The organism is Pantoea sp. GM_Pan_4 (assembly GCF_026541005.1).
Lineage (GTDB): Bacteria > Pseudomonadota > Gammaproteobacteria > Enterobacterales > Enterobacteriaceae > Pantoea > Pantoea dispersa.
In genome coordinates this window covers 300,081-315,478 of the sequence record NZ_JALNUZ010000004.1, presented here as the reverse complement: position 1 = coordinate 315,478, position 15,398 = coordinate 300,081, and the positions used below count along the sequence as shown (strand labels likewise).

Annotated in this window: 10 protein-coding genes and 4 pseudogenes; all 14 read left to right on the top strand. The window is 57.4% G+C overall.

From position 1 onward, the window contains the following. The first annotated feature begins 12 nt into the window (after positions 1-12). Positions 13-1,353, top strand: coding sequence for a type VI secretion system baseplate subunit TssK (gene tssK / locus OXR61_RS12580; protein WP_267412292.1), 1,341 nt, complete (start codon positions 13-15; stop codon positions 1,351-1,353). Further along, positions 1,350-2,039, top strand: coding sequence for a type VI secretion system protein TssL, short form (tssL, locus tag OXR61_RS12575; RefSeq protein ID WP_021509113.1), 690 nt, complete (start codon positions 1,350-1,352; stop codon positions 2,037-2,039). Before tssK ends, tssL begins: the two co-directional genes overlap by 4 nt. Then, the gene (locus OXR61_RS12570; RefSeq protein WP_021509114.1) at positions 2,036-3,742 is read left to right on the top strand and encodes an OmpA family protein; all 1,707 of its coding nucleotides are present in this window, start codon (positions 2,036-2,038) and stop codon (positions 3,740-3,742) included. Before tssL ends, OXR61_RS12570 begins: the two co-directional genes overlap by 4 nt. 3 nt (positions 3,743-3,745) lie before the next feature. Continuing rightward, positions 3,746-4,237 carry a type VI secretion system effector Hcp gene (hcp, locus tag OXR61_RS12565; protein ID WP_021509115.1) on the top strand — a complete coding sequence of 164 codons (492 nt, stop codon included), beginning with the start codon at positions 3,746-3,748 and terminating at the stop codon, positions 4,235-4,237. 234 nt (positions 4,238-4,471) lie between these two features. Further along, positions 4,472-4,753 (top strand): hypothetical protein, encoded by a 282-nt coding sequence (locus tag OXR61_RS12560; protein WP_071813636.1) that lies wholly within the window; start codon positions 4,472-4,474, stop codon positions 4,751-4,753. 172 nt (positions 4,754-4,925) lie between these two features. Next, on the top strand, positions 4,926-7,583 hold the full coding sequence (tssH, locus tag OXR61_RS12555; RefSeq protein WP_031280021.1) for a type VI secretion system ATPase TssH: 2,658 nt from the start codon (positions 4,926-4,928) through the stop codon (positions 7,581-7,583). Continuing rightward, positions 7,580-9,958 (top strand): type VI secretion system Vgr family protein, encoded by a 2,379-nt coding sequence (gene vgrG / locus OXR61_RS12550; protein ID WP_021509117.1) that lies wholly within the window; start codon positions 7,580-7,582, stop codon positions 9,956-9,958. Before tssH ends, vgrG begins: the two co-directional genes overlap by 4 nt. Beyond that, entirely contained in the window at positions 9,959-10,744 is a 786-nt protein-coding gene (locus tag OXR61_RS12545; protein ID WP_021509118.1) for a DUF4123 domain-containing protein, read from the top strand. 57 nt (positions 10,745-10,801) lie between these two features. After that, positions 10,802-11,335, top strand: a complete 534-nt coding sequence (locus tag OXR61_RS12540; RefSeq protein ID WP_021509119.1) for a DUF3304 domain-containing protein — start codon at positions 10,802-10,804, stop codon at positions 11,333-11,335. Further along, positions 11,323-11,506, top strand: a pseudogene (locus tag OXR61_RS23385) (hypothetical protein); the annotation flags it as partial. The gene OXR61_RS12540 and the pseudogene OXR61_RS23385, both read left to right, overlap by 13 nt. Positions 11,507-11,610: 104 nt before the next feature. After that, positions 11,611-12,140 (top strand): annotated as a pseudogene (locus OXR61_RS12535) (DUF3304 domain-containing protein). After that, positions 12,128-12,314 (top strand): annotated as a pseudogene (locus OXR61_RS12530) (hypothetical protein); the annotation flags it as partial. The pseudogenes OXR61_RS12535 and OXR61_RS12530, both read left to right, overlap by 13 nt. 101 nt (positions 12,315-12,415) lie before the next feature. Further along, positions 12,416-12,948, top strand: a pseudogene (locus tag OXR61_RS12525) (DUF3304 domain-containing protein). Continuing rightward, positions 12,936-15,386: a DUF2235 domain-containing protein gene (locus OXR61_RS12520; protein ID WP_021509123.1), complete on the top strand. Its 2,451-nt coding sequence runs from the start codon at positions 12,936-12,938 to the stop codon at positions 15,384-15,386. The pseudogene OXR61_RS12525 and the gene OXR61_RS12520 overlap by 13 nt, the downstream one beginning before the upstream one ends. Positions 15,387-15,398: the final 12 nt, after the last annotated feature.

Below are 15,398 nucleotides of genomic sequence, written 5' to 3'. Positions count from 1 at the left end.
GGCAGGAAGCCAATGAAAACGGAACAACCGTTATGGGGCAGGGGCGTTATGGTCTCTCCCCAGCACTTCCAGCAACAGGTCGCCTATGCGGCCTGGTCTGCGGAATGCATCGCCCGGCTGGGCCTCTGCCATCCCTGGGGGATGATTGCTGCCACCTTCGAACCTGATGCACTGAAGCTGGGCCGCCTGCAGGCCCGTCATCTGCACATCCGTTTCCCCGATGGCACGCTTATCGACACCGATAATGCCGATGACCTGCCACCGGTGCTGATGCTTGAGGGCGAATCACAGGACGTGGTGGTGGTGCTGGCGCTTCCGCTGCTGCGGGCAAATGGCGGCAACTGTCTTAAACCCGATGAGGTGGCCGAGCGCCCTGTGCGTTATCGCCAGCGCTGGCGGGATGTCCGCAACACCTTCGGCAACGATACCCGACAGATTGCAGTGATGCAGCCAGAGCTGACGCTGCGTTTTGCCCATCAGAACAACAGTGATTATCTCACCTGTCCGGTCGCCCGTCTGCAGCAGGATTCACAGGGCAGCTGGGCACTCGATGAAACCTGGCTTCCGCCACTGCTGGCTCTGCAAGGCAGCCGCTGGCTGGTAACCCAGCTGGAACAATTGATGACGCAACTGCGTGCCCGTCTGAGTCGACTGATGGCCATGCGACGTGAAAGTAACGAGCGCATGGCCGACTTTGCCGTGGCTGATGTGTCGTTGTTCTGGCTGCTCAATGCCCTGAACAGCGCAGAACCGGTGCTCGGCCAGTTTCAGCGTAACCTGCAAAGCCCACCGGAGCGTTTGTACCCGGAACTGGCGCGGCTTGCGGGCAGCCTGCTGACTTTCTCGCTGGAACATCAGGTGAGTGCTATTCCGGTCTGGCAGCATGAACAGCTGAATAACGTCTTCCCGCCGCTGTTTGACTTACTGGGCGATCTGCTGGAAGCCAGCCTGCCGTCACGGGTAGTGGCGATTGAGCTTGAGCACGATGCCCGGCTGCACGTCTGGCAGGCCCGTCTGCATGACTCCCGTCTGCGCGAAGGGGCGGATTACTACCTTTCCGTGCGTTCACCGATGCCGGTGGCACAACTGCAGGAGCAGTTCCCGCGCCAGTGCAAGATCGGCAGTCCCGATCATGTCCGGAGTATCGTCAATTCCTCACGGGGGGGCGTGCCACTGACGCCACTGCGCCATGTGCCGGCAGCCATTCCGCTGCGTCTGGAAAACCAGTATTTCAGCCTTGATGTCTCGCATCCTCTGGCCAGCGAAATGCTTCAGAGCGGCACCTGTATGTTTTACGTTCCGGGCATGCTCGGCGAGCCTGAACTTGAACTTTTTGCGGTACTGAGAACATGAGTGAGCCTAAACGCAGTACTGCTGCGCCCATTGATATTGATGCTCTGCTGCAGGATACCTGGCTGCAGGTCATCAGCCTGCGTCACGGTCCGACGTTCCAGGATGGAGAGGGGCGCACGTTGTGGGAGCGTTGCATTGCCGATGTCGAACGTGTGCAGCGTGAGCTGAAAGCGAGCGAACTCGATGAAGTCAGCTGTCAGCATATTCTCACCGCACAGTGTGCGCTGCTTGATGAGGCGGTCAAAGGTCGTGGTGTGGAGGATGACGCCTGCGTGCAGTGGTATGACATTCCCCTGCAGGGGCACTTCCTCGGCACCATGGATGCCGGTGATACGCTGTGCGATCGCATGCGTGATGTGCTGCGTGAACCGGCGCCTGACCAGGCTGTTATGACCTGCTTTCAGCGGGTCATGATGCTGGGGTTCCTCGGCAGTTTCCGCTCTCTTAACGATCCGGAGCGCCAGAAACTCGTCAACGCGCTCAGCGAACATGTCACGCCGTTCAGCTATCCACCAACCCATCCGGTTCTGGCGGAAAGCCGTACCGGAAGAGAAATGGGGGGCTGGCTGGCGTCATGGCCCGTGCGTATTGGCCTGAGCGTGGTGCTGGTGGCTGCGCTGTGGTGGGGACTGAGTCACTGGCTGGATCAGATGCTGGTGACCCTGCTGCCGGGAGCCGTGAAATGAGTCCTGCACAGCAGCGCGGGCTTGCGCTGTGGGCCGCCCTGCTGAGTGCCGTGGTTTGCCTGAGTTTCCTGCCGGTATCGCGACTGGTTTCGGTGCTCTTTCTGCTTGCGGTGCTGGGGCTTATCCTGGCGTTGTGGATTGTCGCCAGGCGTCGTGCGGAGCATGACGTCGTCCTAAGTCTGGATGACCTCCCGGAAGCCACTTACCGTCAGCCTGTAGTGCTGGTCTGTGGCGATCTGCCGCTGGCATGTATGCAGCAGTCATCGGTGCTTACAGTGACACAGGGATGCTGGATCCGCGTGGAGGAACATCAGGATCTGCAACAGGTTGCCTGTCAGATTCTGCGGTTGCGTCCTGACTGGGGCCGCCAGTTGTCGGTGATGGTCAGCGTCTGTCCGCAAAAACACGCCGACAGCGAGCGGCTTACCCGTCGTCTGCTGGCCCTGCGCTGGCAAATCAGCCAGCTGCGTAAAGAAACCGGGCATTCTGTGCCGCTGGTTCTGAATGGTCAGGTTGGCAGTGCGATGACCAATGATCTGCTCTGGCAGGCGGCTATCCCGGGGGAAGGGGTGAGGGTCTGGCGTGCGTCTTCAGCGCCGGGCTCAGTCGCTGCATGGGTCACCACCGGTGGCGCGCCTGCGATGCAGCAACAGGTGCTGATGAACAGCCTGATGAGCTGGTTCCGGTTGCACGTTAAAGCGGTCTTCATTGATGAGAGCCCGGATGTTCCGGTCATTGCACCGGTTGCGGTGCTGTGGGGATTGGGACCGATCCTGGCCGGAAGTCTGGCCACATCGGTCTGGACGGCATGGCTGTCCCGTCATACTGCGATGCAACAGGTAGCGGGCTGGCAGCCGGTGGGAACGGACAGTACGGTTATTGCCCCGTTGCCGGATTTTATCCTGCCGCTGCTGCCGGAAGGGCGAGGCCTGACGCCGCGTGGGCAAGCCTTCCGTTATGCGCTCGCGATTTTCACGCTGGCGGCCATGGCTGCGCTGCTCAGCAGTGGCTGGAACAATCGCCAGTTGCTACAGCGTGTCAGCTTCGATATTGCCCGCTATGAACGTATCCCGATGCAGGATTTCGCACCCAAAGCCGACGCTGTTGCTGTCCTGCGTGACGATGCGGCCGGGCTGGATGACCAGGCGCGCAATGGCGTACCGATGCGGATGGGCCTTGGTCTGTATCAGGGCGAGCGTCTGCGAATGCCTGTGCTGGATGCGATCCGTTCGTATGTGCCCCCGCCACCGCCGCCAAAACCGCAGCCGAAACCGGTGCCGAAAATTGTCCGCCTCGACAGCATGTCGCTGTTCGATTCCGGCAAATCTACGCTGAAAGCCGGGTCCACTAAAATGCTGGTGAACTCACTGGTCGGCATCAAAGCGAAGCCGGGCTGGCTGATTGTGGTCGCCGGCCACACCGATAACACCGGTAACCCGCAACTGAACCAGGCGCTCTCTCTGAAACGTGCCGAAGCGGTACGCGACTGGATGCGTGACACCGGTGATGTACCGGAAAGCTGTTTTGCGGTGCAGGGTTATGGCGAAAGCCGCCCAATCGCAACCAATGACACGACGGATGGACGTGCGCTTAACCGTCGCGTCGAAATCAGTCTGGTACCGCAGGCTGATGCCTGCCAGATACCGGGCAACCCCCAGACGTCATCGCAGGATGATGACGTATCACAACACAACGGAGAGTAATCCATGGCAATCCCTGTTTATCTGTGGCTGAAAGACGACGGCGGTGCGGACATCAAAGGTTCCGTAGACGTTAAGGACCGTGAAGGCAGCATCGAAGTTGTCGCTCAGGATCACAATATCTACATTCCGACCGACAACAACACGGGCAAACTGACCGGCACCCGTATCCACACGCCGTTTATGTTCACCAAGGAAATCGACTCGTCCAGTCCGTATCTGTACAAGGCAGTGACCACCGGCCAGACCCTGAAATCAGCAGAGTTCAAGTGGTACAAAATCAATGACGCCGGTCAGGAAGTCGAATACTTCAACACCAGACTCGAGAATGTGAAGGTGGTGAAAGTAAATCCATTGATGCATGACGTTAAGAATCCTTCTTACGAAAAGCACAATCACCTCGAACAGCTTGAACTGCGTTACGAAAAAATCACCTGGACCTACAAAGATGGAAACATCATTCATTCCGATAGCTGGAACGAACGTGCCACCGCGTAATGACCTGCCGTGCCAGGTGCTGCAGGGGTGTTATTTAGAGTAATGCCTGATGCGGATGGGGAAACCTGTCCGCAGCTTTTTGCAAGGCCCCTTTGTGCTGAGGGGACAGTGTAAAAGTGAACATCCAAAAATCTGACCTAATGCGCTTAGGGTTCCTTACTAAAAGGAAAAGCGATGGGCGGTAGCGTGCCTGAATGAATCAGGCTTATTTCTGAGACATAAAAGGAGAAAACTATGCCATATACTTTTGATGATTCAGCTGCCAGGCAGCGCTGGGAAAAAGGAAAATCAATCAGTGTGCCGTCTGCCGGAATGCGGAAATATCACGACTGGCGTAGATATATTCTAACCGGCCGTTCTCCGTCAGATGCTGCAAGACTTGCCGGAGATATGAATTATGAACTGTTGAAGGGCAACAGTAACCTCTGTTCTGTCCGGCTTACACAGCAGCACAGGGTTTTATTCTCGGTGGTAGGAATGTCCATAACGATCCTGGAAATTGGCGGCCATTATTAGACCCCGCCCAAATCAAAAATACCCCATTGAATCGTCGCGTTTCAGATGCTGTAACCCTGCCTGAAAGGGCATTAATTGTGTGCAGTGAGGATCTTCCGGTTGGGGATATCTGAAACCGATAGTTCCCATACGGTAAAACCAGATAGTGCGCGTCAGAATGGAGAAAGCCTTTATGGAGCATCACTCATCAACCTTATTACGTCGCCTTAACCCTTACTGTGCTCGCGCGATGGAAGGGGCCGCCTCCCTGTGCCAGACCCGCGCCCATGCGGAAATTTTGCCGGAGCACTGGCTGCTGAAGCTGCTCGAACAGGGGGAAGGTGACCTGACGGTGCTGGCACGCCGCTATGAGTGGGATATGGATATGCTGTGGCAGGATTTGCTTGCCTGGCTGGATAAACTGCCGCGTTCAGTCCGTCAGCGTCCGCAGTTATCTGACACTCTTCAGACGCTGATGCAGGAAGCCTGGCTGATTGCTTCTCTCAACGGTGAGGAACAGATCCGCAGCGTCCATCTGCTGATGGCGCTGGTTGATAAACAGAAACTGGTGCGCTGTGACGGGCTGTGGCCGCTGCTGACGCTGGGCCACAGTCAGCTGGAGCGTCTGCGCCCGCTGCTTGATGGGCAGTCGGAGGAACGCCCGGAGCGGCAACAGGCAGCGGAACTCGCGCAGAGTCATGGTGGTGAGGTGGAATTTGTCGGGCGCCCGGTCGGCGCGGCCATAAAGGAAGGCGAACTCAATCCGGCGCTGCAGAACGCACTCGATAAATTCACGCTCGACGTTACTGCCAAAGCCAGAGAAGGCAAAATCGACCCGGTTTTTGGACGCGATACGGAGATCCGCCAGATAGTGGATATTCTCTCGCGTCGTCGCAAAAACAACCCGATTCTGGTCGGCGAACCGGGCGTCGGTAAAACCGCGCTGGTGGAAGGGCTGGCGCTGCGTATAGCCGAGGGCAACGTGCCGGAATCTCTCAAGCCGGTTATTCTGCGCACCCTCGACCTTGGTCTGTTGCAGGCGGGCGCAGGCGTGAAGGGCGAATTCGAACAGCGCCTGAAAAACGTCATTGATGCGGTGCAGCAGTCCCCGGTACCGATTCTGCTGTTTATCGATGAAGCGCACACCATCATTGGCGCCGGCAACCAGGCCGGCGGAGCCGATGCCGCCAACCTGCTGAAACCGGCACTCGCCCGCGGCGAACTGCGCACCATCGCCGCCACCACCTGGTCTGAATACAAGCAATACTTCGAACGCGATGCCGCGCTGGAGCGCCGCTTTCAGATGGTGAAGGTCGACGAGCCGGACGACGAGACCGCCTGCCTGATGCTGCGCGGCCTGAAAGCCCGCTACGCCGAACACCACAACGTGCATATCACTGATGATGCAGTACGCGCAGCCGTCACGCTGTCCCGCCGCTATCTGACGGGCCGCCAGCTGCCGGACAAGGCGGTTGATTTGCTGGATACCGCCGCCGCACGTGTGCGAATGAGTCTCGACACGGTGCCAGAACAAATTGTGCGCCTGAAAGCAAAACTGACCGCGCTGGCACTGGAAGCGCAGGCGCTGCGGGAAGATATCGCCGCCGGCAGCAACCGTCACGATGACCGCCTGGGTGCCATTGAGCAGCAGCGGACTGAACTGGAGACGCGCATCAAAGAGCAGGAAGCGCGTTTTAGCCACGAAAAAGCGCTGGCACAGCAACTGATGACCAGGCGCAAGGACATTAGCCAGCAGGCTGAGATTTCCGACCTGCAACAGCAGCTTGAACAGGCGCAGCAGGGCGATGTGCTGGTTCAGGTGGATGTGGACATCCGCACCGTCGCGAATGTAATCGCCGACTGGACCGGCGTGCCGCTGTCCTCGCTGATGAAAGACGAGCAAACCGAACTGCTGACGCTGGAAAACGAAATCGGCCAGCGTGTGGTCGGGCAGGACGTGGCGCTGACCGCTATCGCCCGGCGCCTGCGCGCGGCGAAGACCGGACTCACGTCAGAGAACGGCCCGCAGGGCGTATTCCTGCTGGTTGGCCCGAGCGGCGTCGGTAAAACTGAAACCGCGCTGGCGCTGGCGGATGTGCTGTACGGTGGTGAAAAATCGCTGATTACCATCAACCTGTCCGAGTATCAGGAGCCGCACACTGTTTCCCAGTTGAAAGGTTCACCGCCGGGCTACGTGGGTTACGGTCAGGGCGGCATCCTCACCGAAGCGGTACGTAAGCGCCCGTACAGCGTGGTACTGCTCGATGAGGTGGAAAAGGCGCACCGCGACGTCATGAACCTGTTCTATCAAGTATTTGATCGCGGCTTTATGCGCGACGGCGAAGGCCGGGAAATTGACTTCCGCAACACCGTGATCCTGATGACCTCCAACCTCGGCAGCGACCACCTGATGCAGTTGCTGGACGAACGGCCGGATGCCAGCGAAGGCGATTTACACGAACTGCTGCGCCCGATATTGCGCGACCACTTCCAGCCGGCGCTGCTGGCGCGCTTCCAGACCGTGATTTACCGCCCGCTGGCTGAGGCCGCCATGCGCACCATCGTGGAAATGAAGCTGTCACAGGTCAGCAAGCGCTTACATCGCCACTACGGTTTGACCACGCACATTGATGAGAGCCTGTACGACGCCCTGACCGCCGCCTGCCTGCTGCCGGATATCGGCGCACGCAACGTCGACAGCCTGCTCAATCAGCAGATTTTGCCGGTGCTGAGTCAGCAACTGCTGACCCACATGGCTGCCAGACAGAAACCACAGTCGCTATGCCTGAGCTGGAGCGAGGAAGAGGGGATCGGGCTGGAGTTTGACCGTACTGAAGGAGATAACACATGAACTCCCGTCTCCCGATCAGATTCAGCCACAGCCATCACCAGTTATCGGTGAAGGGATGTGAAGCCGGGCTTGATGTGCTGGCGTTTGAAGGCGATGAAGCGCTCAGCCGGCCGTTCAGCTACCGTATTGAATTCACCAGCTCTGACCATGCCATCAGCAAAGAGATGATGCTGATGAAAGCGGCCTCCCTGACGCTGCAGGCCCCGGTTGACCAGGGTTACGGCATCAAAATACAGCAGGCGGTGCGGACCCTTCAGGGCGTGGTGAGCGGCTTTGAACGCCTCGGTACATCAAAAGATGAAACCCATTATGCCCTGACGCTGCAGCCACGCCTGGCGCTGCTCGACCGTTCACACCAGAACGCCATTTATCAGGACATGTCGGTGCCGCAGATTGTGGAAAAAATCCTGCGCGAGCGTCACAACCTGCGCGGTCAGGATTTTCTGTTCTCGCTCTCAAAAGAGTACCCGCGCCGGGAGCAGGTGATGCAGTACGGCGAGGATGACCTGCGCTTCATTACCCGCCTGCTGGGTGAGGCGGGTATCTGGTTCCGCTTTACCACGGATACGCGTCTGAACATCGACGTCGTGGAGTTTTACGACAGTCAGCAGGGGTATGAAAAAGGCCTGACGCTGCCCTCAGTGCCGCCGTCGGGCCAGCATTCAGACGGAGTGGACGCGGTGTGGGGAATGGAGAGCCACCATAACGTGGTGCAGAAGCAGGTCAGCACCCGCGACTACAACTACCGCCAGGCCACGGATGACATGAATACCGAGGTTGATGTGACCCGCGGGGATGCCACCACCTGTGGAGATGCCTACCACTGGGGGGACAACTACCTTACCCAGGGTAATGCGTACGACCGCAATCCGGCTGCGGAGTCGGGGGCGTTCTATGCCCGCATTCGTCATGAGCGCTACCTGAATGGCCAGACCCGGACCCATGCCACCACCAGCTGCCCGACCCTCTCTCCGGGCCAGGTGCTCAACGTCACCGGTGGGTATGAAGTGGCCGAGGTGTTTGCTCAGGGCGTGGTCATCACGGCGATGCGCAGCCATGCGCGGCGTGACCGGGATTTTGAAGTGCATTTTGACGGGATCCCGGACAGCACGGATTTTAGTTTCCGTCCTGAGCCAGGCTCACGCCCGGTGATGGCCGGCACATTACCGGCCCGCGTTACCAGCACCACAGAGAACGACACCTACGGCCACATCGATAAAGACGGCCGCTATCGCGTCAACATACTGTTTGACCGGGATAACCGGGAAGCCGGGTTCGAGAGTCTGTGGGTGCGCCAGTCCCGCCCGTATGCCGGCGACACTTACGGTCTGCACCTGCCGCTGCTGGCGGGCACCGAAGTGGCGATTGGCTTTGAGGACGGTAACCCGGACCGGCCGTACATCGCCGGCGTGCTGCACGACTCGGCGCACGGCGATCACGTCACCATCCGCAACTACAAACGCAACGTGCTGCGCACGCCGGCGAACAACAAAATCCGCCTCGACGACGAGCGCGGAAAAGAGCATGTCAAGGTCAGCACCGAGTACGGCGGCAAGAGCCAGTTGAATCTGGGACACCTGGTCAACAGCGAAAAGCAGAAGCGTGGGGAGGGTTTCGAGCTCAGAACCGACAGCTGGGGCGCCATCCGGGCACAGAAAGGGATGTTCATCAGCGCTGATGGCCAGACGAAAGCACAGGGCCAGGTGCTGGAGATGCAGCCGGCGGTCAGTCTGCTAAAAGGAGCGTTGAATCAGGTAACTGGATGGGGAACGATTACGCAGACTCACCACAACATAACGCCTGATTCTGGGCCATTAAGAGCATTTGTTTCCGCTGCCAGTGAGCTTAAAGAGCCTGCGCTGCTGCTGTCTTCACCTAAGGGTATTGCTGCCGTTACGCCGGAAACGACTCTGATGCACAGCGGGAAAGGGTTGTATCTGCAGAGCCTGGGAGAAGTCAATATCACCGCAGCACAGCGCTATTCGGTTAACGCAAGTCAGGCGGTTTCGCTGCTAGCCCTACAGGAAGGAATGCGGCTGGTATCTGCCAAAGGTGCACTGGAGATTGAATCACATAGTGATGTGCTGTCGCTGACTTCCCTGAAGGATGTCACCGTCCAGTCAACGCAGGGACACCTGCAGCTGACGGCAAAGAATGGGATCACGCTCGCCTGCGGTGGCGCTTACATCAAGCTCACGCCACAGGGCGAAATCAACGTGCATGGTCCAGGCCTGTTAAGCCTCAAGGGGCAACATAAATTACAGGGCCCGGCGAGTGAGGATTATCCGCTGCCTGAATTGCCTTCATCAGTATGCAAAGAGTGTCTGAAAAAGGCGCAGCGGCTGGCACAGGGCTTTGTGCCAAGGGAGGCATAAATGAACACGACCCATATCACTGACTGGGTGAATCTGCTTCAGCAAACCTGCGCTGATATAAACCTGACCCACCTTGATTTTATTCTCGACCAGTGCGGTATTGATTTTTCCGTCATTCCGGTACTGCACGATTTTTCACCACCTTTGGTATGGCAGTCTCTCTATCAGGGCTTGCCGGAAGATGCCCTGCCAGAAGAGTCGCCGCTGTTGATCAGGATCTCTTTGAACGATCCGCTTCAGAAACAGTGGTTGATTGAGCTGGCTCAGAAAGTACAAAAAACTGCTCCACTACTGGTGCTCTGTTCTCCCTGGCCTTTCGCTACACTGGCGGAATGGTTAACAACCTGTACCGATGCGACACATGAAGGACGGGCGGGGCTGTTCAGATACTTTGATGCCCGTATTTTTCCTTATTTGTTCTCTCATATTCTGGAACCTGATCAGCAGGCCCAGTTGCAGCGCCCGGCGCTCTTCTGGAGCTGGCTGGATCCTGACGAGAAGCCGGGGTTGCTGATGGGGCAGGGAGCACAGCCCGCCATCAACGAGAAGTGCCAAAACATCGCTTTGAGCGATAGCCAGTTTGAAGCCCTGATGTGCATCTGCGATGCCAGGCTGATGCTTCGCTATCGGGACGTTCCCGATACGGGATTTGCTTCGCAGGCTGAACGGTTTACGGCCTGTTTCAACGGCATGCTTTCAGCCACCGCCAAAGGGATGCTACTGGATAAAGAGCGCGAGGATTGGGTGATTAAGACCCTGATCGGACGGTCCTCAGCAGAAGTCTGAAAGTGGGTTTATGAGGCAGTTCGCCTTCCGGAGAGGCTGCCATACAAGGAATGTAAAATGAAATTACGACATTACCTCATGGTACTGGGTGCCCTGCTGCTGGCGGGCTGTAGCCAGCCGGTGGCAAAGGCGGAAAACCGGAGCGGCGGTGGTGGGATTATTGTCGCCATCAACCACACCAAATGGGCGATCAACCATTTCAGCGTCGACGGTCAGTCGGGAATTGACATTATCGGGCCGTATCAGGGCGGTGGAGGTGGCTGCTGCTATGGCGTGCCGGCGAAATGGCGGCCGGGTATGACGGTGAGAGTGGACTGGCAAAGTGGGGAGGCGTCTACAGATGATTTTCCTGGGTACCAAGACAGAGCCAAGTATCTGGCTTGGGAAAAGAAAATTGACGAAAGCAATAGAAATCACAGTAAAACTGTGAAAGTACCAGACTATACGGGGCAAAAAACCTGCGGGATAACGGTGCACTTTCTGCCCTGTGATGGGGTGAAGGTGACCACCAGCTGCGTGAGCCCCGGCCGGTCGGACTACCCAATCAACGAGCCCCTTAAGATGCCGGAGCCAAAAGTATGTCCAAAATAATCACCGATCTGGCGTGGTTCCCGCCAGCATTTCCGGCTCAGGGGCGTCTACCCACCAAAGCTGCGCTGGTTGGCGCAAACTGCGCGCTGCAGGACAGCCACGAGCTTACCTGGCGGCAGGGCTGTGCATATCAGCCTGTTCTTCGACGGCACCGGCAATAACCTTAATCACGTTCTGGCCTTTATCCCTCTTCAGTAATGCTCAGCCATGCCATCCCGAATAGTCATGGCTGAGCAAGACGGACGTCATCCGTTTCTTCATCAAAGGAATGCAAAATGAAAATACGACATTACCTCGTGGCACTGGGTGCCCTGCTGCTGGCGGGCTGTAATCAGCCTGCGGCGAACGCGGATAGCCGGGGGGCGGCGGAACCATAGAGGCAATCAATCACACCAGATGGGCAATCAACCATTTCAGCGTCGACGGTCAGTCTGGCATTGATGCTATTGGTCCGTATCAGGGCGGCGGCGGGGGGTGCTGCTATGGCGTGCCGGCGAAATGGCGACCGGGTATGAGGGTTAAGGTTGACTGGGAAAGCGGAGAAGCCTCAACAAAAGGGTTTCCAGGATTTGCAGATACAGAAAAGTATTTGGCTTGGGAAAAAAAAATGAGTGCAAATAATCGCCAGCATAGCAAGGTTGTCCCAGTGCCGGACTATACGGGGCAGGAAACCTGCGGGATAACCGTGCATTTTCTGCCCTGTGATGAGGTGAAAGTGACGACCAGTTGTGCCAACTATGGCCATCCGGAACATCCGATCAAAGAGCCCCTTAAGATGCCGGAGCCAAAAGTATGTCCAAAATAATCACCGATCTGGCCTGGTTCCCGCCGGCGTTTCCGGCTCAGGGGCGTTTACCCACCCAGGCTGCGCTGGTTGGCGCAAACTGCGCGCAGCAGGACAGCTACGAGCTTACCTGGTGGCAGGACTGGGCATATCAGTCTGTTTTTCGACAGCACCGGCAATAACCTTAATCACGATCTGGCTTTTATTCCCCTTCAGTAATGCTCAGCCATGCCATCCCGAAAAGTCATGGCTGAGCAAGACGGACGTTATCAGTTTCTTCATCAAAGGAATGCAAAATGAAAATACAACATTACCTCGTGGTACTGGGTGCCCTGCTGCTGGCGGGCTGTAGTCAGCCCGTGGCGAAAGCCAAAACCCGGAGCGGCGGCGGTGGGATTATTGTCGCCATCAACCACACCAAATGGGCGATCAACCATTTCAGTGTCGACGGTCAGTCGGGCATCGATGCTATTGGTCCGTATCAGGGCGGCGACGGGGGGTGCTGCTATGGCGTGCCGGCGAAATGGCGGCCGGGTATGACGGTGAAAGTCGACTGGGAAACTGGAGTAGGAGATATGGATGGTTTCCCTGGCTTTGGTGATGACGCCAGGTATCTTGCCTGGGAAAAAAAATGAAGGCCCAGAATAAGCAACACAGAACGGTGGTACCAGTACCGGATTATACGGGGCAAAAAACCTGCGGGATCACGGTGCACTTTCTGCCCTGTGATGAGGTGAAGGTGACCACCAGCTGCGTGAGCCCCGGCCGGCCGGGCTACCCAATCAACGAGCCATTGCAAATGCCGGAGCCGAAAGTATGTCCAAAATAATTACCGATCTGGCATGGTTCCCGCCGGCGTTTCCGGCTCAGGGGCGTTTACCCACCAGGGCTGCGCTGGTTGGCGCAAACTGCGCGCTGCAGGACAGCGATGAGCTGGCCTGGCGGCAGAAGCTGTGCCTGGCCGCCAGGTGGCGCGCGGAGCCTCCCTGCTGTAAGACTTTACACATCAGCCTGTTTTTTGACGGCACCGGCAATAACCTCAATCACGACTTATATATTGCTGACCCGAAGCACCCCACTAATATTGCCCGCCTGTTCCGCGCCACTATCGGCCAGGGCTATGCCGGGGGGCTGGCGGATAAAACAGCGGAGCTGCTGGATGCCAGCGGCAGCGGAGATAATAAATACTATAAATATTATATTCCCGGCGTCGGGACACCTTTCCCCGAGGTGAACGATCTGGATTTCAGCTTGATGGGGCTGGCGGCGGCGACGCACGGGGAAGACAGAATCAACTGGGGCCTGCTGCGGATTATCGATGCCCTGAAGCGGACAATGGGCCTGGATACGCTGTCGGACGACGAAAGCTGGAAGGCGGTGGAAAAAATGGCCACCTCTATGGCGTCCTTTGGGCTGACCGGCGCTGCCAACCGTTTTGAGACCTTCCAGAGCCTGCTAAAAGATATGGCACCAGAGCTGCAAAAGGCCCTGGTACCCACCGAGCCCGGAAAGCCAAAGCTGATGGGAATCAAGCTGTACGTGTACGGCTTTTCGCGCGGCGCAGCGGCAGCACGAGCTTTTGTCCGGTGGCTTAGCGAACTGCTGCCAAAGCCTGAGGAGGGAAAAGACAAACCCGAGCAGTGCCTGGCAGTGGGCGAGCTGAAAATTCCGCTCAGTGTAGAGTTCCTGGGCCTGCTGGATACGGTGGCTTCGGTGGGCGTGGCGCATATCGCCCCGGTGGCGGAAGGGCATATGGGCTGGGCAGACAAGACCCAGGAGTTGCCGGCAGAGAAGATCTATGGGGGATTGATCAAAAAGTGTGTCCATCTGGTCTCTTCCCACGAGCAGCGGCTGTGCTTCCCGCTGGATTCGATCCGCCGCCCGGATGGTAAATATCCAGCTAATAGTGTGGAGGTTGTTTATCCGGGGATGCACTCGGATTTAGGCGGAGGTTATCCACCGGGGGATCAGGGAAAGGCCAATGCAGACAACGACGGTTATTTGTTGTCACAAATAGCGCTGCATGAAATGTATGCCTCTGCCTTTGAGTCTGGAGCTCCTTTAAAAGTACCTAAGGAAGTGCTTCCTGTGGATTTGGCAAACGACCCTTGGCGAACCATGCCTTTTGATTTAGGGCGTGAATTTTTTATATCAGAAATATTAATAAATCGTTTCAACGCCTGGCGCGAGCTTACCCTCGGTCTGAGTTCGCCCATGGTCCCGATTCTCCCCGAACAAGCCGCAATATACGATCCGCCGCGCGCGCCGGTCAGCCTGGAGAAAGCCCTTGAAGATCAGATGGGCTGGATCACCGCCTGGCGTATTAACCGCTATGCCGGGGGAACCTACAAGACCCAGCGCTTCTATGTCGATTCGGCGGCAAATGGGCTGGATAAAGACAGCGATCCGCTGGTCAGAAAGCAGGCTGAGGATGACTGGAAAGAAGCACAGAAAAAAGTTGACGATGCTCGTAAGGAAAAAATTGCCGAACATAAACCTGAAGATGGCTTCCTGATGCTCCCGCCGGGGCCAAAGGATTTCGACGCCGCGCTGGGGCAAACCCAGCTGCGTCAGGCCGCAGAGGAGTTCAGAGAGGATTACCACGGCCTCTCCCGCTCGGGTACCGGGAACTGGATTTTTACAGCCGTTGATTCAATGAGTAACGCCATCTTCCTGCTGAATAACGATAATGAGTATGGCGAATGGCTCAGCATGAAAAACGCCGGAGACGATCGTGTAAAAGTGCTTTTCCCGGCGGCCGGCGAAGCGAGTAACGCCACTGAACCTGGCGGGCTGGTGCGGGCACTGTTTGACGATCAGATCCACGATTCCCGCGCGTGGTTTATGCACAACGCCTTCGGCTCCCGCGAACCCTGGGGCAGCTATTTCCTTTACCGGATGATCTATTTCGGCAGCTGCAGCAGTAAGCCAATGACGCCGTTGATGATTGCCGGAGCGGTAGTGGGCGTTGCGACCCTTGCCGCAGGCGCGGCCGTTATCATCAGACAGAAAAGCGCGAAGGGCAAACTTACGGGGCTTGCCGGTACCGTGGGTGCCGTTTACCTCGAAACGCAGGCCATCGATCTGCTTTCCGGCAAACCGCTGCCAATGCTGCCCAACGCTGCACAGCTGCAGGCGCCAACGATGGAGCCAGGCACAGTGGTGGCACAGCAAACGCAGCTCATCAGCGATCAGCGGCTGGCACTGGCAAAAACGATGATTGAGTCCAGCTGGGCGGAAAATCTTAAGGCGACCGTAACGGCCTGATTCAGGGAGGGA